15 protein-coding genes are annotated in these 19,989 nt (G+C 69.1%); 7 read left to right on the forward strand and 8 right to left on the reverse strand.

The genetic code is table 11. The features are described 5' to 3' along the window. The first annotated feature begins 135 nt into the window (after positions 1 to 135). Genes OG206_RS06950 through OG206_RS06965 form a run of 4 tightly spaced genes read left to right on the forward strand, consistent with a single transcriptional unit; the run spans position 136 to position 4,632 of the window. The gene (locus OG206_RS06950) at positions 136 to 1,398 is read left to right on the forward strand and encodes an ABC transporter substrate-binding protein (RefSeq protein ID WP_327113333.1); all 1,263 of its coding nucleotides are present in this window, start codon (positions 136 to 138) and stop codon (positions 1,396 to 1,398) included. An 11-nt stretch (positions 1,399 to 1,409) separates the two neighbouring features. Further along, positions 1,410 to 2,381, forward strand: a complete 972-nt coding sequence (locus tag OG206_RS06955; RefSeq protein ID WP_327113335.1) for a carbohydrate ABC transporter permease — start codon at positions 1,410 to 1,412, stop codon at positions 2,379 to 2,381. A 5-nt stretch (positions 2,382 to 2,386) separates the two neighbouring features. Continuing rightward, positions 2,387 to 3,244, forward strand: a complete 858-nt coding sequence (locus tag OG206_RS06960) for a carbohydrate ABC transporter permease (protein ID WP_327113337.1) — start codon at positions 2,387 to 2,389, stop codon at positions 3,242 to 3,244. Between the two features lie 8 nt (positions 3,245 to 3,252). Then, on the forward strand, positions 3,253 to 4,632 hold the full coding sequence (locus OG206_RS06965) for a GH1 family beta-glucosidase (RefSeq protein WP_327113339.1): 1,380 nt from the start codon (positions 3,253 to 3,255) through the stop codon (positions 4,630 to 4,632). A 245-nt stretch (positions 4,633 to 4,877) separates the two neighbouring features. On the opposite strand, the gene OG206_RS06970 is transcribed toward OG206_RS06965, so the two are convergent. Both OG206_RS06970 and acnA read right to left on the reverse strand, forming a co-directional pair. Further along, on the reverse strand, positions 4,878 to 6,107 hold the full coding sequence (locus OG206_RS06970; RefSeq protein WP_327113341.1) for an ROK family protein: 1,230 nt from the start codon (positions 6,105 to 6,107) through the stop codon (positions 4,878 to 4,880). Positions 6,108 to 6,176: 69 nt separating this feature from the next. Then, positions 6,177 to 8,891: an aconitate hydratase AcnA gene (acnA, locus tag OG206_RS06975; RefSeq protein ID WP_327113343.1), complete on the reverse strand. Its 2,715-nt coding sequence runs from the start codon at positions 8,889 to 8,891 to the stop codon at positions 6,177 to 6,179. A gap of 403 nt (positions 8,892 to 9,294) precedes the next feature. Here acnA and OG206_RS06980 point away from each other — a divergent pair, with 403 nt between their 5' ends. From OG206_RS06980 to OG206_RS06990, 3 genes are all read left to right on the forward strand, one after another. Continuing rightward, complete coding sequence (locus tag OG206_RS06980; RefSeq protein WP_327113345.1) at positions 9,295 to 9,960, forward strand: GNAT family N-acetyltransferase; 666 nt, start codon at positions 9,295 to 9,297, stop codon at positions 9,958 to 9,960. Between the two features lie 175 nt (positions 9,961 to 10,135). Beyond that, on the forward strand, positions 10,136 to 10,336 hold the full coding sequence (locus tag OG206_RS06985) for a DUF4236 domain-containing protein (RefSeq protein WP_327113347.1): 201 nt from the start codon (positions 10,136 to 10,138) through the stop codon (positions 10,334 to 10,336). Between the two features lie 151 nt (positions 10,337 to 10,487). Beyond that, complete coding sequence (locus tag OG206_RS06990; protein ID WP_327113349.1) at positions 10,488 to 12,017, forward strand: helix-turn-helix domain-containing protein; 1,530 nt, start codon at positions 10,488 to 10,490, stop codon at positions 12,015 to 12,017. A gap of 476 nt (positions 12,018 to 12,493) precedes the next feature. On the opposite strand, the gene OG206_RS06995 is transcribed toward OG206_RS06990, so the two are convergent. The 6 genes from OG206_RS06995 to OG206_RS07020 all read right to left on the reverse strand — a co-directional run bounded on the left by OG206_RS06995 (position 12,494) and on the right by OG206_RS07020 (position 19,915). Next, a complete protein-coding gene (locus OG206_RS06995) occupies positions 12,494 to 12,910 on the reverse strand; it encodes a hypothetical protein (RefSeq protein ID WP_327113351.1) in 417 nt (138 codons plus the stop codon). A 382-nt stretch (positions 12,911 to 13,292) separates the two neighbouring features. Beyond that, positions 13,293 to 14,132, reverse strand: coding sequence for a carbohydrate ABC transporter permease (locus tag OG206_RS07000; protein ID WP_327113353.1), 840 nt, complete (start codon positions 14,130 to 14,132; stop codon positions 13,293 to 13,295). Then, on the reverse strand, positions 14,129 to 15,490 hold the full coding sequence (locus tag OG206_RS07005; protein WP_327113355.1) for an ABC transporter permease subunit: 1,362 nt from the start codon (positions 15,488 to 15,490) through the stop codon (positions 14,129 to 14,131). Before OG206_RS07005 ends, OG206_RS07000 begins: the two co-directional genes overlap by 4 nt. Before the next feature lie 6 nt (positions 15,491 to 15,496). Continuing rightward, complete coding sequence (locus tag OG206_RS07010) at positions 15,497 to 16,825, reverse strand: ABC transporter substrate-binding protein (RefSeq protein WP_327113357.1); 1,329 nt, start codon at positions 16,823 to 16,825, stop codon at positions 15,497 to 15,499. 39 nt (positions 16,826 to 16,864) lie between these two features. Continuing rightward, complete coding sequence (locus OG206_RS07015) at positions 16,865 to 18,481, reverse strand: glycoside hydrolase family 13 protein (RefSeq protein WP_327113359.1); 1,617 nt, start codon at positions 18,479 to 18,481, stop codon at positions 16,865 to 16,867. Positions 18,482 to 18,652: 171 nt separating this feature from the next. After that, entirely contained in the window at positions 18,653 to 19,915 is a 1,263-nt protein-coding gene (locus OG206_RS07020; protein WP_327113361.1) for an ABC transporter substrate-binding protein, read from the reverse strand. Positions 19,916 to 19,989: the final 74 nt, after the last annotated feature.

Below are 19,989 nucleotides of genomic sequence, written 5' to 3' on the forward strand. Positions count from 1 at the left end.
TGTCCGGCGGCCCTGCCGCCGGACACCCTCCGCTCCCCCGCCGTGACACCGCCGGATCCGTGCAGGGGCTTGACGAGCATCCCGTGGGAGCGTTCCCATGGGTCCCGGCCCCCCTCTCACCGCAAGGGCACCACCGTGACAGAACCTTCCCCGGACGGGCGGAACGGACGCCGCAGCCGCCGCACCAGGCGGATCGTCGTCCCCCTCACCGTCGTCTCCGCGATCGTCGCCGGCACCGTCCTGTCGGGATGCGGCCAGCAGCGGGACGAGAACGTCTACACCGTCATGAACTCGTCGACCGACGAGTCGTACCACCGCTGGGACGGTGACACCCTCGAACGCTGCAGCAAGGAGCTCGGGATCACCATCGAGCAGGAGAGCGTGCCGGCCGCGCAGCTGATGACGAAGGCGCTCCGCATGGCGTCCTCGAAGTCGCTGCCGGACGTGCTGCAGCTGGACGCCTCCGAGATGCCGACCTTCGCCGAGGCCGGCGGGCTGATCCCGCTCAAGGACGTCGGGCTGACCACGACGGACATACCCGAGGGGATCGTCAACTTCGGTTCGTTCGAGGGGAAGTACTACGGGGCCGCGCGCACCGTGAACACCCTGGCGCTCTTCTACAACAAGGACACCCTCGACAAGGCCGGCCTGCCGGTGCCCACGACCTGGGCCGAGATGCAGTCGACCGCCAGGAAGCTGACACACGGCAAGCGGTACGGCGTGGCGCTCAGCGCGGGCGGCGCGGAGGACGGCGTCTTCCAGTTCACCCCGTTCATGTGGTCCAACGGCGGTGACGAGACGAAGCTCGACAGCCCCGAGGTCGCCGGTGCGCTCGACTACTGGAAGGGCCTGCTGAAGGACGGTTCGCTCTCCAAATCGACGGTCAACTGGACCCAGGCCGACGTGAACGACCAGTTCATGGCCGGAAACGCGGCCATGATGATCAACGGCCCGTGGCAGGTCGAGACCCTGAACGCCAAGAAGGGGCTCAACTGGGGCATCGCCGGGATACCCGTCCCCGAAGCGGGCGACGACTCCGTGGGCCCGCTCGGCGGTGGCGTGCTCACCGTGCCGAACACCGGCGACAGCGCACGGGAGAAGACCGCCGCCAAGATCATCGGCTGCATGGCGGGCGAGCAGGAGCAGATCACCTACGCCCTGAACAGCTGGATGGTCCCGGCCAACACCAAGGCGGCGGCGGTCTGGCGCACGAAGGCCCCCGAGCTGGCGGCGCTGGCCGGACAGGTCTCCACGGCACGGTCCCGCACGGCGAAGGTCGGTGCGCAGTGGTCGTCCGTGTCGCTCGCCCTGCAGAGCGCCTTCCAGTCCGCCCTCACCGGCGAGTCCAGCGAGGCCGCTCTGAAGCGCGCCCAGCAGCAGGTCACGAGCGGGAACTGAGGTCACGAACCATGTCATCCACCACAGCCTCGGCCACCCCGCTGCCGACCGACGCGAAGGCCCCCGCGGCCGCCGCGGTCAGGAAGCCGGTGAACCCGCGGAGCACCAAGCGGCGCAGGACGCTCGCCCAGTGGGGTTTCATCGCCCCCGCCGTGATCTTCATGGCTCTGTTCTTCGGCTACCCGCTCGTCCGCAACATCGTGATGAGCTTCCAGGACTACTCGCCGTCCACCTTCTTCACGGGTGAGGCGCCGTTCAACGGACTGGACAACTGGAACAACGTCTTCAGCGACGGACTGTTCGGCAAGGCCCTGTGGCAGACGATCCTCTTCACCGTCGGATCGCTCCTCGGCCAGTTCACCATCGGCCTCGCCCTCGCGGTCTTCTTCACCCGGCGCTTCCCGCTCAACGGCATCCTCCGCTCGCTGATCCTGCTGCCGTGGCTGGTCCCCATGGTCGTCTCGGGCATCGTCTGGCGGCGCATCTTCGACCAGGACACCGGTGTCCTGAACTCGTTCCTGGACACCGTCGGCCTGCCGGGTGACACGCCCTGGCTGACGAGCACGAGCATGGCGCTGATCTCGGTGATCCTCGTCAACATCTGGATCGGCATCCCGTTCAACATGGTGATCCTCTACGGCGGCCTCCAGGAGGTTCCCAAGGAGCTGAGCGAGGCCGCCGCGCTCGACGGCGCGTCCGCCTGGCGTACGTTCCGCTCGGTCACCCTGCCCATGCTCAAGCCCGTCATCACCGTGGTGCTCGTGCTCGGCTTCATGTCGACGGTCAAGATCCTCGACCTGGTGCTCGCCCTCACCGACGGCGGTCCCGCCGACTCCACGCAGACGCTCGGCACGCTGACCTACCAGAACTCCTTCGTCCAGATGGACTTCGGGGCCGGTGCGGTGGTCGGCAACATCCTGATCCTGATCTCCGCCGTCTTCGCGGTGTTCTACCTGCGGGTCAACCGCAACGAGGGGAAGTGACCGGCATGGCGACCACCACCCAGATCCCCGCCGCCCCGGCTCCCGCCGCCGTCCACCGGCCGAAGCGCCGCTGGGGTGCGACCGTCTTCGGCCTGGCCGTCCTCGCGGTCATGCTGTTCCCGCTGTACTGGATGATCAACACGGCACTGCAGCCGGACGCGAGCCTGGTCGACGTGGGCCCCGTCCCGACGGGTGTCGACTTCTCCGGCTTCACCTCGGCGATCACGGACCAGGGCACCAACCTGCTGACCTCGCTGGCGGTGGCGCTCGGAGCGGTGGCCATCTGTCTGGTGATCTCCGCACCGGCGGCGTACGGGCTGGCGCAGTTCAACCTGCGCGGCAGCCGGACGATCGTCTTCGGGACGCTCATCACGCAGATGGTCCCGGGCATCGTCATCGCGAACGCCCTGTACAGCGCGTACGTGGACCTCGGCCTGGTCAACTCCTACTTCGGCCTGATGCTCGCGGACGCCTCGCTGGGCATCCCCTTCGCGATCGTGCTGATGCGCTCCTTCATGGTGTCCATCCCGCGCGAGGTCATCGAGGCGGCCGAGGTCGACGGCGCGGGCCGCATCCGTACGTTCGTCCAGGTCGTCCTGCCGATGAGCCGCAACTCCCTCATCACCGCCGGACTGTTCTCGTTCCTCTACGCGTGGAGCGACTTCATGTTCGCGCTCACGCTGAACACGACGGACGACGTCAAGCCGATCACGCTGGGCATCTACCAGTACATCGGGGCGCACGTCGGCGACTGGGGTTCGGTCATGGCCGCGTCCGTGCTGTCCGCGGTCCCCGCTGCCGTGCTCCTCGTCCTGTCCCAGAAGTACATCGCCGCCGGGATCACCGGCGGCTCGGTCAAGTAAGGGTTCCCATGAGTGACTTCCCGGTCTTCCCGCCCGGATTCGTCTTCGGCGCGGCCACGGCCTCGTACCAGATCGAGGGCGCCGCGGAGGAAGACGGCCGCGGCCCGTCCATCTGGGACACCTACAGCCACACGCCCGGCAGGACGGACGGCGGCGACACGGGTGACGTGGCCTGCGACCACTACCACCGCTACCCCGAGGACGTGGCGCTGCTGCGTGACCTGGGCGTCGAGTCCTACCGCTTCTCGATCGCCTGGTCCCGCATCCAGGCCACGGGCAGCGGCGCCGTGAACCCCAAGGGGCTCGACTTCTACTCCCGGCTCGTCGACTCGCTCCTGGAGGCGGGCATCGAGCCGGCCGCCACCCTCTACCACTGGGACCTGCCGCAGGCCCTGGAGGACAAGGGCGGCTGGCGGGTGCGGGAGACGGCGGAGCGCTTCGGCGAGTACACGGCGATCGTCGCCGAGCACCTCGGCGACCGGGTGCCGCGGTGGATCACGCTCAACGAGCCCTGGTGCAGCGCGTTCCTGGGCTACTCGGTGGGCCGGCACGCACCGGGCGCCAAGGAGGGCCGCGGGGCACTCGCGGCCGCGCACCACCTGCTGGTCGGGCACGGGCACGCGATGAACGCGCTGCGCGCGGCGGGTGTCCGCGAGGCGGGCATCACGCTCAACCTGGACCGCAACGTCCCGGCGACGGAGTCGGACGCCGACCTCGCCGCGGTCGTGCGGGCGGACACCCAGCACAACCTGGTGTGGACCGAACCGCTCCTCTCGGGCCGTTACCCGGCCACCGAGGAGGAGACCTGGGGCGAGCTGATCACGGGCCAGGACTTCCGCCGCGAGGGCGACCTGGAGCTGATCTCCCAGCCGATGGACTTCCTGGGCATCAACTACTACCGGCCGATCGTCGTCGCCGCGGCCCCGCACCGCGAGGCCGACCCGGCACTGCGGGTGGCGACGGACAACCGCTACGCGGAGGGCCAGTACCCGGACGTCCGCAGGACGGCCATGGGCTGGCCGGTCGTCCCGGAGTCCTTCACCGATCTGCTGACCGCGCTGAAGCAGACGTACGGAGACGCCCTGCCGCCCGTGCACATCACGGAGAACGGCTCGGCGGAGTTCGACGAAGTCGAGGCGGACGGGTCGGTCCGTGACGCGGACCGGGTGGAGTACCTACGCACCCATCTGACCGCGCTGCGGGCGGCCATGGACGCCGGGGTCGACGTACGCGGCTACTACGTGTGGTCGCTGCTGGACAACTTCGAGTGGGCGCTGGGCTACGCGAAGCGGTTCGGGATCATCCGGGTCGACTACGACACGCTGGAGCGCACGCCGAAGGACAGCTACCGCTACTACCAGCAGCTGATCGCGGCCCACCGGGCCTGATCAGTCCTCTTTCCCCACAGGGGGCGTACGCGTGCGGTCGGCGTGTACGCCCCCGTAGGCGTTCCAGGACAGGTGCCGGCCCCGTCACCGCGACCGCGCTGTCCGGCCGGGAGACGCGGGAAATCGATACCGGTGTCGCGTTCCTGCCCGGCTGCTGCAACGGGCTGGAGGAGTGGCGTGCGTGGCACGAAGTCATCGACGGCAACGGCGTGGCGTCGTTCGGTCACGGTCCCGCGGACGGCCCGTCACCGCGTCGCGTACGCCGCCGGATTGCCCAGTACCTCCTGCACCACCCGGGCCGCCGCGCCCCGCGCCGCGTCGCCGGAGACCGAGGACGCCCGCAGGCGGCTGCCGTTCTCGTGCCACCGGCCCGAGACCACCCGGCGGGTGAGCTGGGCGTCGGCCGGCCCTTCCAGCCACGGCATCAGGTTCCGGTAGATCCCGCCCAGCACGACCGCCTCCGGGTCGAAGAGGTTGACCGCGCCCGCCAGGACCACGCCCAGCCGGTCCCCTGCCTCGTGCAGCGCGGTGACGGCCCGCTGCTCCCCGGCCGCGGCCCGCTGTTCCAGCTCGGCGATCCCCCGCAGCCCTGTGGCGGGGTCGATCCCCGCCGTCCGCAGCAGGGCCGCCCTGCCCGCGTACTGCTCCAGGCAGCCGTGCGCCCCGCAACGGCAGAGCGGGCCCTCCGGGTCGACGACGACGTGCCCGATCTCGCCCGCGAAGCCGTGCGCGCCCCGCAGCATCTCGCCGTTCACGACGAGCGCGCCGCCCACCCCGATCTCACCGGTGAGATAGAGGAAGGTGCGTACGCCGTCGAGGCCGCCGAACCAGAGCTCGGCCAGCGCCGCCAGGTTCGCCTCGTTGTCGGAGCCGACCGCGAGCGCCCTCCCGGCAGGGCGGAGCGCGCTGAGCGCCTGCCCGAAGATCCCCTCGGCCGCGACCCTGCTCCAGCCCAGGTTGGGTGCCTGCCGGACGACTCCGCCGGACACCAGACCGGGCAACGCCAACTCGACGCCGACCACACGCAGTTCCTGCTCCCGGGTCGAGGCGATGACCCGGCTGGTGAGCCGGGCGGCGTGGGCCAGGGCCTCGGCGGGCGGGACGTTGCGGTGATCGGTGTGCTCCGTGACGCGGACCCGGTCGGTGCCGGTCAGGTCCACCGCGCACACCGACACGTAGTCGATGTTGATCTCCACTCCGAGTCCCGCGGGGCCGGTGCGGGAGAGCTTCAGCACGGTCCCGGGGCGCCCGGCCGAGCCGCTGGAGGTCTTGCCGGACTCACTGAGGCAGTCCAGGGCGAGGAGTTCCTCGACGAGGGAGGAGACGGCGGCCCGGGTGAGCCCCACGAGGCTCGCCACCCTGGCCCGGGTGACCTCGCCCTCGTCGCGCACGGTCCGCAGGACGAGGCTCAGGTTGTGGCGCCGCACGGACTCGTGCCCGGCTTTGGCGGCGGGAGAGGCGAGGTTGTTCTTCATCAGACCTTCGACCCTAACGGCGAAGGGCCGCACCCCGGGGGTGCGGCCCTCGCTCACTTCGCGCTGCCTCTACTTGCGGATCAGGCTGCGGAGCACGTACTGCAGGATGCCACCGTTGCGGTAGTAGTCCGCCTCACCGGGGGTGTCGATGCGGACGACGCCGTCGAACTCCACACCCGTGTCGGTGGTGACCTTGACCGTGCGCGGCGTGGTGCCGTCGTTCAGCTCGGTCACACCGGTGAAGGAGAAGCTCTCCTCGCCCGTGAGGCCGAGGGACTCGGCGGTGTGGCCCTCCGGGAACTGCAGCGGGAGGACGCCCATGCCGATGAGGTTCGAGCGGTGGATGCGCTCGTAGGACTCGGCGATGACGGCCTTGACGCCCAGGAGCGCGGTGCCCTTGGCCGCCCAGTCGCGGGACGAGCCGGAGCCGTACTCCTTGCCCGCCAGGATGACGAGCGGGGTGCCCGCGGCCTGGTAGTTCTGGGAGGCGTCGTAGATGAACGACACGGGGCCGTCAGCTTGGGTGAAGTCGCGGGTGAAGCCGCCCTCGGTGCCCGGCGCGATCTGGTTGCGCAGGCGGATGTTGGCGAACGTGCCGCGGATCATGACCTCGTGGTTACCACGGCGCGAGCCGTAGGAGTTGAAGTCACGGCGCTCGATGCCGTGCTCCGTGAGGTACTTGCCGGCCGGGGTGTCGGCCTTGATCGCACCGGCCGGGGAGATGTGGTCGGTGGTGACCGAGTCGCCCAGCTTGGCGAGCACCCGGGCGCCGGTGATGTCCTCGACCGGGGTCGTCTCCATCGTCATGCCCTCGAAGTACGGGGGCTTGCGCACGTAGGTGGACTCGGAGTCCCACTCGAAGGTGTTGCCGGTCGGGATCGACAGCGCCTGCCACTGGGCGTCGCCCGCGAAGACGTCCTGGTAGGACTTGTTGAACATGTCCTCGCCGATGGAGTTGGCGACGACGTCGTTGACCTCGGCCTCGGAGGGCCAGATGTCCTGGAGGAAGACGGGCTTGCCGTCCTGGTCGACGCCGAGGGCGTCCTTGGTGATGTCGACCTTCATCGAGCCGGCGATGGCGTACGCGACGACCAGCGGCGGGGACGCCAGGTAGTTCATCTTGACGTCGGGGTTGATCCGGCCCTCGAAGTTGCGGTTGCCGGAGAGCACCGAGGTGACGGCCAGGTCGTGGTCGTTGACCGCCTTGGAGACCTCTTCCGGCAGCGGGCCGGAGTTGCCGATGCAGGTGGTGCAGCCGTAACCGACGAGGTTGAAGCCGACCTTGTCGAGGTACGGGGTCAGACCCGCCTTGTCGAAGTAGTCGGTGACGACCTTCGAACCCGGGGCGAGGGTGGTCTTGACCCACGGCTTGCGGGTCAGGCCCTTCTCGACCGCCTTCTTCGCCACGAGCGCCGCGGCGACCATGACGTACGGGTTCGAGGTGTTGGTGCAGGAGGTGATCGCGGCGACGGTGACGGCGCCGTGGTCGATCTCGTACGTCGTGCCGTCGGGGGCCGTGACCGTGACCGGGTTCGACGGGACGCCGTTGGCGGCGGCCGGGGAGTCGGAGGCCGGGAAGGACTCCTTGCCCGCCTCCTCGTCGTCGGCGACGTAGTTGCGGACGTCCTGGGCGAACTGGGCCTTGGCGTTCGCGAGGACGATGCGGTCCTGCGGGCGCTTCGGTCCGGCGATGGAGGGGACGACCGTGGAGAGGTCGAGTTCGAGCTTCTCGGAGAAGTCGGGCTCGGCGGCCGGGTCGAGCCAGAGGCCCTGCTCCTTGGCGTACGCCTCGACGAGCGCGACCTGCTGGGCGTCGCGGCCGGTCAGGCGCAGGTACTTCAGCGTCTCGTCGTCGATCGGGAAGATCGCGGCGGTGGAACCGAACTCCGGCGACATGTTGCCGATGGTGGCGCGGTTCGCGAGGGAGGTGGCGGCGACGCCCTCTCCGTAGAACTCGACGAACTTGCCGACGACGCCGTGCTTGCGGAGCATCTCGGTGATGGTCAGCACGAGGTCGGTGGCCGTGGTGCCGGCCGGGAGCTCGCCGGTCAGCTTGAAGCCGACGACGCGCGGGATGAGCATGGAGACCGGCTGGCCGAGCATCGCGGCCTCGGCCTCGATGCCGCCGACGCCCCAGCCCAGCACACCGAGGCCGTTGACCATGGTGGTGTGCGAGTCGGTGCCGACGAGCGTGTCGGGGTACGCCTGGCCGTTACGGACCATGACCGTGCGGGCCAGGTGCTCGATGTTGACCTGGTGGACGATGCCGGTGCCCGGGGGGACGACCTTGAACTCGTCGAAGGCGGTCTGGCCCCAGCGCAGGAACTGGTAGCGCTCCTTGTTGCGGCCGTACTCCAGCTCGACGTTCTGGGCGAACGCGTCGTTGGTGCCGAACTTGTCGGCGATGACGGAGTGGTCGATGACCAGCTCGGCCGGGGCCAGCGGATTGATCTTCGCCGGGTCGCCGCCGAGCTCCTTGACGGCCTCACGCATGGTGGCGAGGTCCACGACACAGGGGACGCCCGTGAAGTCCTGCATGATCACGCGGGCCGGCGTGAACTGGATCTCCTGGCTGGGCTGGGCCTGCGAGTCCCATCCGCCCAGCGCCCGGATGTGGTCGGCGGTGATGTTCGCGCCGTCCTCGGTGCGGAGCAGGTTCTCCAGCAGCACCTTCAGGCTGTAAGGGAGGCGCGCGGAGCCCTCGACCTTGTCCAGCTTGAAGATCTCGTACGACTCGTCGCCCACGCGCAGCGCGCTGCGGGCGTCGAAGCTGTTCGCCGACACGACAGTCTCCTTCTTCAATGTGCGCGTTCAACCGCGCCGCGCCTCATGTGCGGCCGGCGCCGCCTGCGGCCCCCACCATCCGCTAAGGTAAGGATTAGTTAGGTAACCCTTACCGAGCGGCGGCTGCGGTGCGCTTCGGCAGATATCTCGATGTCGAGATAACTCTAGTACATCGCCGCCGCGCGGTCATGCCCGGGCGTCCGTGTCCGGCGCCACTCCGCGATGACGCACGGCCGCGCCCCAGGCCGGGCGGATCCCGCCGGAGTCCGGCGGGGCCGTGTTCTCGCGGCGTCGCCGGACATGCGCCGCCCGAGCGTGACGAACGATCACCGTGCGCTTCGCTCCACCTCGCCCGGTGCGGCACGCACACACAGATGACGACCACACCGCCCGGGAAGGCGCCGTGCACTTCACCAACACCTCCGAGGCCGTGCGGGCATGGGTCCGCGGATGGGCCCTCTCACGCGGCGCCGTCGAACCGGCCGCCCTGCCCTGGGGCTTCACCGTGCCCATCGGGCTGCCGGGGCACGTCATGAGCCACGTCCTGCCCACCGCCGACGAGGCGACCGTGCGTGAGCTCACCGGGAGCACCACCGGCCCAGGCATATGGCTGAAGGCCTTCGTGCCGGCGGAGTCGCTCGCCGCCTGGATCGCGCCGGGCTGGTCCCTCCCCGGCGCACCCGGCTTCCTGATGTCCACCGCGCTGCACGCCGGAACCGCCCGGACCCCACCCCCGCTCCCCGGCGGCTATCGGCTCCGCACCTGGGCGGACTCCGGCGTCGTCCACGCACGGGTGCACACGCCCGAGGGCACGACCGCCGCGCGCGGCCAGACCTCGATCGACGGCGCCACCGCCGTCGTCGACAAGGTCGAGACCCACCCCGCCCACCGGCGACGCGGGCTCGGCCGGGTGATCATGCGCACCCTTGTCGACGCGGCCACCGAGAAGGGCGCGACGGTGGGCCTGCTGGCGTCGACGGCGGAGGGCCGCGCCCTGTACGAGGCGACGGGATGGCGCGTGGTGGCGCCACTGGCCAATGCCCTGCGGGGGCCGGACCCGGCCGGCTGACACACCCTCAGTGCGGCCGCCGCGCCGGAGACGCGGGACGGACGGGGCGCAGGATGGACGGGGCGCAGGATGGACGGGGCGCAGGATGGACGGGGCGCAGGCACGGGACCCTGCGATGTCGCAGGCATGACCCGGCCGCTTCGGGATACCCGTACTCCCGACAGAGGAGGCGCAGATGCCGCTCACATTCCGCAAGAGCTTTCAGATCCTGCCGGGCGTCCGGCTGAACATCAACCGTCGCTCGTGGTCCGTCACGACCGGTGGACGGCACGGCCCGAAGCGCACCCACAGCAGCACCGGCAGGCGCACCACGTCGATGGACCTGCCCGGGCCCTTCGGCTGGCGCAAGACGACCAAGCGCAGCCGTCGCAGCTGACTCACCCGATCGGCGGAACATCACACGCCGGGTCGCGGGGCGCGCCTGATCCTCGTATCAGGCACCCATCAGCGGCCCGGCACGGTGTTGTTACGCGACGCGCACACCCCCGGCACGATCTTCATCTCATATGTGAGATAGCGTGCTGGACATGGAAGACGACTACCTCGCACGTATCGGCAAGCTCATCCGTGACGCCCGTCAGCATCGCGGCTGGACACAGACCCAGCTCGCCGAGGCGCTCGCCACGAGTCAGAGCGCAGTCAACCGTATCGAGCGCGGCAACCAGAACATCAGCCTTGAGATGATCGCTCGCATCGGTGAGGCTCTCGACAGCGAGATCGTGTCCCTCGGCTACTCCGGGCCCATGCATCTGCGGGTGGTCGGCGGACGCCGGCTCTCCGGCGCCATCGACGTCAAGACGAGCAAGAACGCCTGCGTCGCACTGCTCTGCGGCTCCCTGCTCAACAAGGGGCGCACCGTGCTGCGCCGGGTGGCCCGCATCGAGGAGGTCTTCCGCCTGCTGGAGGTCCTCAACTCCATCGGGGTGCGCACCCGCTGGATCAACGAAGGCGTCGACCTCGAGATCCTGCCGCCCGCCGAACTGGAGCTGGAGGCCATCGACGCGGACGCCGCGCGCCGGACGCGTTCCATCATCATGTTCCTCGGCCCGCTCCTGCACCGCATGGACCGCTTCACCCTGCCGTACGCCGGCGGCTGCGACCTCGGCACACGGACCATCGAGCCGCACATGATCGCGCTGCGCCGCTTCGGCCTGGAGATCGCGGCCACCGACGGGCTGTACCACGCACAGGTCGACCGCCAGATCCGTCCGGGCCGCCCCATCGTCCTGACCGAGCGCGGCGACACGGTGACCGAGAACGCCCTGCTGGCCGCCGCCCGCCACGACGGCACGACCGTCATCCGTAACGCCTCCTCCAACTACATGGTCCAGGACCTGTGCTTCTTCCTTGAGGCGCTCGGGGTGCGCGTCGAGGGCGTCGGCACGACGACGCTCACCGTGCACGGCGTACCGGAGATCGACGTGGACGTCGACTACTCCCCCTCCGAGGACCCGGTCGAGGCAATGAGCCTGCTCGCCGCCGCCGTGGTGACGGAGTCCGAGCTGACGATCCGTCGCGTCCCGATCGAGTTCCTGGAGATCGAGCTCGCGGTCCTGGAGGAGATGGGCGTCGACTGCGACCGGACACCCGAGTACGCCGCCGACAACGGCCGGACCCGCCTGGTGGACCTGACCGTGCGGCCCTCCAAGCTGGAGGCGCCCATCGACAAGATCCACCCGATGCCCTTCCCGGGGCTGAACATCGACAACGTCCCCTTCTTCGCGGCCATCGCGGCGGCCGCGCACGGCAAGACCCTGATCCACGACTGGGTCTACGACAACCGCGCGATCTACCTCACCGACCTCAACCGCCTCGGTGGAAGGCTCCAGTTGCTGGACCCGCACCGCGTCCTGGTCGAGGGCCCGACCCGCTGGCGCGCCGCCGAGATGATGTGCCCGCCCGCGCTGCGGCCGGCGGTGGTGGTGCTGCTGGCGATGATGGCGGCGGAGGGGACGTCGGTCCTGCGCAACGTGTACGTGATCAACCGGGGTTACGAGGAGCTAGCGGAGCGGCTGAACTCGGTGGGGGCGCAGATCGAGATCTTCCGGGACATCTGACACGAAGATGCCGTCGCACCCAGCCTGGCCTGCTCTTCAGCGGGCCGGCGGGAGGTGCGACGGCATGCATCTCTGGGACTTCTCTGCCAGCAACGTCGAGGGGCACGTGCACAGTCAAGCGACTTGCCGCTCGAGGGCTCGGGACACCGCCGGGCCACTGCCCGGACCCAGGCGTCCGCCCGCCCTTCCTCCTCGGCCTGAGCGCCACCGGACGCCCCACATGTGCGGGGCGTCCGGCGTATCCGGGCGGCTCCAGAGCCACCCAACCGGCAGGCCCACCGGCCGGTACGCCACGAACGACTGCGCCGCTCGGCATTGCCGCACACGCCCCGGAGACATCACACATCGAGGGTTCCGAGCGAAGGGGGGCACGGGATCGGAAGTGCCGCTCCCACGACGGCAGCGCGCACGGCACGGGGATGTACCACCTACGTCAGCGTGCCCTCGCGTGCCGGCGGCGCCCGATGCCTGGGGATCTACCAGCCGACGTGGAACGACGACGCGACATCGTTGAAGTTGCGGTCCTTCAGGTCAGAGATCGAGTCCCCGCCCTTGAACTCCAAGACTGATCCGCTCTGGTAGGCGTCCTTGTACAGCCAGCCGACCCGGTACTGAGATCCGTCAGCCCAGCTCCTGAGGGACGAGATACTGTCGTTCATTCCGTTGGGAACGTTCTTGAAGTCGGAGACTCCTCCCGTGCCGTACGCGGCGAATACCTCGTAGCAGTTGCCGGTGTAGTTCACTCCGGTGAAGAACTGGATGACTCCCGGCTCCCCGTAACTGGTGCAGTTCCCCGCGTTGGGGGCTGCGCCGGCGACGGGTATGAAGGTAAGGAGACTTCCGGCAGCCGTTGCGGCGACCAGCGCAGCCTTCACTCGCACGCTCTTGATCATTGGTTCCCGACTTTCCGAGAGGAGAGGTGGCCGGCGCCACCTCGCCCCGGTGGCACTCCCACGGGGCGCTGGTAATCCTTCACCAGCAGTACTTGACTAGTCAATTTGTGCCCTGTGCATCCATGTCGGGCGGACTGCGGTGCTCCCGTCTGCAAAATGAATCCACCACGTCCTCGAGGCCGGGCGTAGTCGCGCGAAGGCAGGGAGCGACGGTTCGCCGATGTCCGTGGACGATCTCATCGCCGCATCGACATCGCACGAGCTGGAGCGTCCGACCGGGGAGACGCCCGCTCTGACCGTGCCGGGCATGCTTACGGAGCTGCGAGGACATACGGACACGACAGCCGCACGGGCTGCCGTGTCCGTATGCCGTGTGCTGGGCCTACTTGACCGACCCCGCCATCACACCCTGAACGAAGTGCCGTTGGAAGGCGAAGAACACCACCAGCGGAACAACCAGGGAGACGAACGCGCCCGGTGCGAGGACGTCGATGTTGCTGCCGAACTGACGTATCTGGGACTGAAGCTGCACGGTCAGCGGCTGCGAGGAGCTGTCCGCGAACAGCAGGGCCACCAGCATGTCGTTCCACACCCAGAGGAACTGGAAGATGGCGAGACTGGCGATGGCCGGCCGGCCCACCGGCAGGACCAGCTGGACGAAGATCCGCCACTCGCTGCCGCCGTCCATCCGCGCTGCCTCCAGCATCTCCTTCGGCATCTCGGCGAAGTAGTTCCGCAGGAGAAACACTCCGAACGGCAGGCCGTAGGCCACGTGGAACAGCACCACACCGGGGATGGTGCCGAACAGTCCCAGCTGCCCGAAGAGCTTGGCGACCGGCAGCAGGCCGATCTGCACCGGCACCACCAGGAGGGCCACGACGACCAGGAAAACGCTGTCCCGGCCCGGGAAGTCGAGCCAGGCGAAGGCGTATCCCGCCAGCGCCGCGATGGTCACGACCAGGAAGGTCGTCGGCACCGAGATGAGTACCGTGTTCCAGAGCGACTGCGTCATGCCGGAGTTCTTCAGCAGCGCCGTGTAGTTGTCGAAGGAGAGCTGGCCGGGGCTGGAGAAAACCGTCCACCAGCCCCCCTTCGCCGTGTCCTGGGACGACCGCAGGGACGACACCAGGAGTCCCGCGAGCGGGGTGAGCCACACCAGCCCCGTCACCACGAGGAGTGCCTGCACAAGGCCGTTGCCCAGCCCACGCCGGATCGCGTTCATCGCTGACTCCTTCGGAAGCGGCGGACGTTGAAGACCATGGCCGGGACGACCAGCACCAGGAGGAGCACGCCCAGCGCACTGCCCAGGCCCTGGTTGTTGCCGCCGCCGAACGACACCAGCCACATCTGCGTCGCGAGGACAGTCGCGTCCTCCTGCACCGGCCCCGGTGCGATGATGTAGACGAGGTCGAACACCTTCATCACGTTGATGACCAGGGTCACGAAGACAACGGTCAGTACGGGGGCCAGCAGCGGCACCGTGATGCGCCGGAAGATCTGCCACTCGTTGGCACCGTCCATCCGGGCCGCCTCCAACGCGTCCCGCGGCAGGGCCGCGAGCCCGGCCCCGATCAGGACCATGGCGAACCCGGTCCAGATCCACAGGTACGCACCGATGATCGCCGGCGTCACCAGGGCCGGCCCCAGCCACGACACACCCTGGTAGGGCTGCTCGAAGTTCGAGGCGGGCAGTTTCACCGTGTAGCTGCCGGCCGCGAGGCCCGAGAGACGGAAGGAGCCGTCGGAGGCCGTGGTGGTGCTCGCGGCTGTCCTGCCGTCGGTATCGACGGCTTCGACGCGCATCTGCGGCAGTCCGCTCTCCTTACGGTCGACCTTGCCCTGCTCCCCTCCCCCGCCGGGGGTGAAGTCCAGGTACACCACCCCGCTGACCTCGTCGGCCGCGGCCCTGTGGTCGGCCGCCGCGTACGCGGGCCGCGCGGCCCCGGGCACATCACCCGGGGCGATGCCCACCATCCCGAAGTTCACCGACCCGCCGGGATGCACGCGCTCGCTCGTGCGGTAGGAGCCGTCCGGACCCGCGGTGAGCCCGTGATCGTCGCGGGCCCTGGCGGTCGGGTAGGCGGCGGAGTCCTCGAAGGCGTCGTGCACGCTGACGACGGCCGCGTTGAGCACGCCCTTGGAGGGGTCCTCGTCGTAGGCGAGACGGAAGACGATGCCCGCGGCGAGGAATGACACGGCCATCGGCATGAACAGCAGCAGCTTGAACGCCGTTGCCCAGCGGACCTTCTCCACCAGCACGGCCAGGACGAGGCCGAGACCGGTCAGCAGGGTCGGGGCCGCCACGACCCAGATGGCCGTGTTCCGGACGGCCTTGAAGGTCGCCGGGTCGCGGAACATCTCCGTGTAGTTGTCGGTGCCCACGAAGTCGGAGCCGGAGGCGTCGAAGAAGCTGCGGCCGACGGAGAACAACACGGGGTAGACGACGAGGGCGCCCAGCAGCAGCAGTGCGGGGAGCACGAACAGGAGGGCGATCGGGCGGGCCCGCCGCCGGGAGCGGCGGGTGCGTCCGGCGGCGGCCGGCGGCGGGCTCGTGGTCTCTTTGACCAGAGTGACGGTCATGTCGCGTCAGCCCTTGTACGCCTTGACGGCGGCGGCTTCCAGCTTCGAGGCGGTGGCTGCGGGGTCGGAGGGGTCGCGCAGGAAGTCCTGAAGCAGCTTCCACTCCCCCGCCCCCTTGGTGCCGCCGAACGCCGCGGGGGCCTGGTCGGACATGTCGAAGCGGACGGAGTCGGCCGCATCGACCAGGGACTTGGCGGTGGCGCGGGTGACGTCGTCGCTGTAGGAGTCGAGAGGGAGGTTCTTGTTCGGGGAGAGGTATCCCCCCGCCTTCGCCCACACGGCCGACGCCTCCGGGGTGGCCAGGTACTCGAGCAGCTTCATGCCGGCCTTGGCGTTCTTGCCGTCCTTGAGGACCACTGCGGCGTCACCGCCACTGACGACCGGAGCCTTGCCACCGTCGACGGCGGGGAAGGGGAAGAAGTCGGCGTCCTTGCCGATGGTCCTGCCGAACTGGTCGCGGGCCACACCGGCGACGAAGTCGCCCTCGTAGACCATGCCGGCGTCGGGCTCGGGCCCGAACACCTTCTCCACCGAACCCGGGAAGTCGGTGTTGAGGGCTCCCTTCTGGCCACCGGCGATCAGCTCCTTGTCCTTGAAGAGCTTGCCGAGGGTGGTGAGCGCCCGGACGACCGAGGCGTCTGTCCACTTCAGCTTGTGGGTGGCGAGGGCGTCGTACTTCTCGGGGCCGGCCTGGGAGAGGTAGATGTTCTCGAACCAGTCGGTGAGGGTCCAGCCGTCCTGGCCACCGACCGAGAACGCAGCGAGGCCGGAGTCGGAGATCGTGTGCCCGGCCTTGAGCATGTCGTCGTAGGAGGTGGGCGGCTTGACGCCGGCCTGGCTGAAGGCGTCGGGGCTGTACCAGACCGTCGACTTGTGGGCGGCCTTGAAGTAGAGACCGTAGAGGCTGCCGTCGACGCTGCCGTAGTTCTTCCAGACGGGTGCGTAGCCGGCGTCGACGGACTTCTCGGTGGCGGCCGACAGCTCAGTGAGCCAGCCCTGCTCGGCGAACTGCTGGAGCACGCCAACCTGCGGGACCATGACGACGTCGGGGGCGTTGCCACCCTCGATCTTGCTGCCGACGACAGTGGAGACGTTGTCGCCGGTGGAGACGAACGCGGTCTTGGCGCCGGTCTTCGTACTGAACGCGTCCAGCACCTTCTGGAAGTTCTTCTGCTCGGTGCCCGACCAGACTCCGGCCACGGTGACCGTCTGGCCGCTGAGTGCCTTGTCTCCGCCACCAGCGGTGACGGGGTCGCTGCCACCGCAGGCCGTGGCGCCGAGTGCGAGGGAGAGGGCGGTGCAGCTCATGAGCAGGGTGGTACGTCGTCGCATCATCATTGATGTTCCTTAGGAGGTGGTTGGCCGCGGAAAGCGTCAGAGGTCGTTGATCCACCAGGCCGCAGTCGAGCCTGGGAGTACTCCGGCCGGGCAAGGGCCGCTTGAGAGCAGTGGGGTGCCGGAGACCGGCGCCGGGGTGGGCGCCGTACCGAAGTTGACGGCGCAGACGAGGCCGTCGCCCCGTGCGAAGGCGAGCACTCCCGGCGGGGTGTCCAGCCAGAGGAGGGCTCCCTCGCGCAGCTGGGCCAGAGATGCGCGCAGCTGGAGTCCTTCGCGGTACAGGTGCCAGAAGGAGCGGGTGTCGGCGAGCGCGCGGTCGGTGGCGTACTCGGCGAAGTACTCGGGCTGCGGCAGCCATGGCTTGGCGCTTTCGGCTCCGGAGGTGAAGCCGAACGGAGACGCCTGTCCGGACCAGGGCAGCGGCACACGGCAGCCGTCGCGGATGCGGGCGCGACTGCCGGTCCGGTGGTAGATCGGGTCGGTGAGGACATCGTCGGGCAGGTCCACGACCTCGGGCAGGCCCAGTTCCTCGCCCTGGTAGATGTAGGCGGCTCCGGGCAGCGCGAGCATCAGCAGTGCGGCGGCGCGGGCGCGGGCCGGGCCGAGTCCGCTGCCCTCCGTGGCGGGTTCGCCGTAGCGGGTGACGGTGCGGACCTGGTCGTGGTTGTTGAGGACCCAGGTGACCGTGGAGCCGGTACCGGCGATGTCCTGCATGGCCTCCGCGATGACCTTGCGGAAGGCGTCCGCGTCCCACGGGGCGCTCAGGAGGTCGAAGAAGAAGGCCTGGTGGAGTTCGTCGGGGCGCACGTACTGGGCGTGTTCGCGGGCGGAGGGAACGGAGACCTCGCCGACGAGGAGGCGTTCGGAGCCGTCGCGGGCCGCATACTCCTCGCAGATCGACCTCCAGTGCCGCCAGACGTCATGCACCTCGGGCTGGTTCCAGGCGAGAGGGTTGACCGAGTCGCGGGTGCGGGCGTCGGCCTCGGGGTCCGGGGAGTCGGGCAGCTCGGGGTGCTTGAAGAGGCCGGCGGCGACGTCGATCCGGAAGCCGTCGACGCCCCGGTCCAGCCAGAAGCGGAGCACGCGGTCGAACTCGGCGCCGATCTCGGGATTGCGCCAGTTCCAGTCGGGCTGCTCGGGTGTGAACATGTGGAGGTACCACTGGCCGGGGCGCCCGTCCCGCTCGGTGATCCTCGTCCAGGCCGGGCCGCCGAACATGGCATGCCAGTTGTTGGGAGGTTCGTCGCCGCCCGGACCTCGGCCGTCGGCGAAGTGGAAGCGGGCGCGGGCCGGGCTGCCGGGCTCTGCGTCGAGCGCCGCCTTGAACCACGGGTGCTCGGAGGAGCAGTGGTTGGGCACGATGTCGAGCAGGACGCGGATGCCGAGCCGGTGAGCGGCCGCCATCAGCTGGTCGAATTCGGCGATGTCGCCGAAGGTCGGATCGACGTCGCAGTAGTCGGCCACGTCGTAGCCGTGGTCGTGCTGCGGCGAGGGGTAGAAGGGGCTCAGCCAAATCCCGTCCACGCCCAGCTTCTTCAGGTAAGGCAGTCCGGCCTTGACTCCGGCGAGATCGCCGATGCCGTCGCCGGTGCTGTCGAGGAAGCTGCGGACGTACACCTGGTAGATGACCGCGTCGCGCCACCAACCGTGCATGTTCAACCCATTACCTGTCTCTCGTGACCCGTTGTTATGCATACATGTTAAGTAGAGGTGTCCTCAGCATGTCAACGAAAATCACAGAGATAGCAGGAAGGACATCCTTTTTATGGGCATAAATCGGCCTCAAGTAGAGGGCACGAGGCTCGAGCGTTACTTAACAGGTAACTAGCGGTGGGGGATGGCAGCGAGCTCCCGCGCCAGACGTTCGACTGCCGCCTCGGATGTCTCGTGCCCGGTCATCGCGTCACGCACCACCGCCTGCACCACCAGACTGACCTGGTCGTAGCGCGGGCTCTTCGGCCGCGGCGCGGCAAAGAGCACGCTCGAGCGCAGAGTGGGCAGATAGGGGAACCGCTTCACCAGATCCGGATCCTCGTACAGAGCCGCCCGCACGGGCGGCAGCGCGCCACGTGTGAGCACCTGGCGCTGAACCGTCTCACTGGTCAGGTACGCGATGAGGCGAGACGCCGAATCAGGATGCCGTGCATGTGTGTTGACGGCCAGGTCGGAACCGCCCAGCACGCTGGTACCCGGCCCGTCGGGGCCTGGCAGACGTACGGCGCCGATCTTCCCCGCGACAGGGGAGCCGGGGGCCGACGCGACGGCGTACGCGTAGGACCAGTTGCGCAGGAAGAGCAGCCGTCCATCCTGGAACGCCTGCTTGGACTCCTCTTCCTTGTAGGAGAGAGCCGGCTTCGGAATCCAGCCTTCCCGGACGCCACGGGCGAGGAAGCCGATCCCCTCACGGGCCGGCGCGGAGTTCACCGTGACCCTGTCGCCCTCGTCCCCGAGGATGGTGCCACCCGCCGAGTAGACCGCCTCGGCGGCGTTCACGGTCAGGCCCTCGTAGGGAAGGAACTGGCCCGCATAACCCTCCAGACCGTACTTCGGCGCTATGGTCTTCGCGTCTCGTTCCAGCTCCGCCCAGGTCCGCGGCGGCGGGAGGCCCTCCTTGTCGAGGACATCCTTGCGATACAGAAGCAGTCCGGCGTTGGTGACGTAGGGCACCGCGTACAGCCGCCCGTCATACGTCGCGGTGTCCACGACGGGCCGCAGAAAGGCCTTGAGCGAGAAGCGACCGGGATCCAGCGGGCGTATCCACCCCGCGTCCGCGAACTCAGCTGTCCAGGTGACGTCGATGTTGAGCACGTCGAACCGGCCGCGGTCCGCCTCGCGCAGGTCCGTGACCATCTGCGCATGCGTCTCGTCGGCGGAGTCGGGCAGCTCGACCAGCGTCACCCGTTCCCTCGGGTGGGTACGGTTCCACCCCTCCAGCACGGAACCGAGATACCCGGTGAGATCTCCGGCGGTGGCCAGCGTGAGCGGCCCCCGGCTTTCGCCGTCGTGCTCGGCATCCGGCGCGACACACCCGGTCAGCGCGAGTCCGAGAGCAAGGAGGCACCTGCTCGCGGCTCTGGTCCACCGCATCGGTACCTCCCTGTAACACCGGCAGCGACGGCATTGTCGCCACGGAACGGCGGCCATGTATACCCGTTAGGCAT

The organism is Streptomyces sp. NBC_01341, assembly GCF_035946055.1.
Lineage (GTDB): Bacteria > Actinomycetota > Actinomycetes > Streptomycetales > Streptomycetaceae > Streptomyces.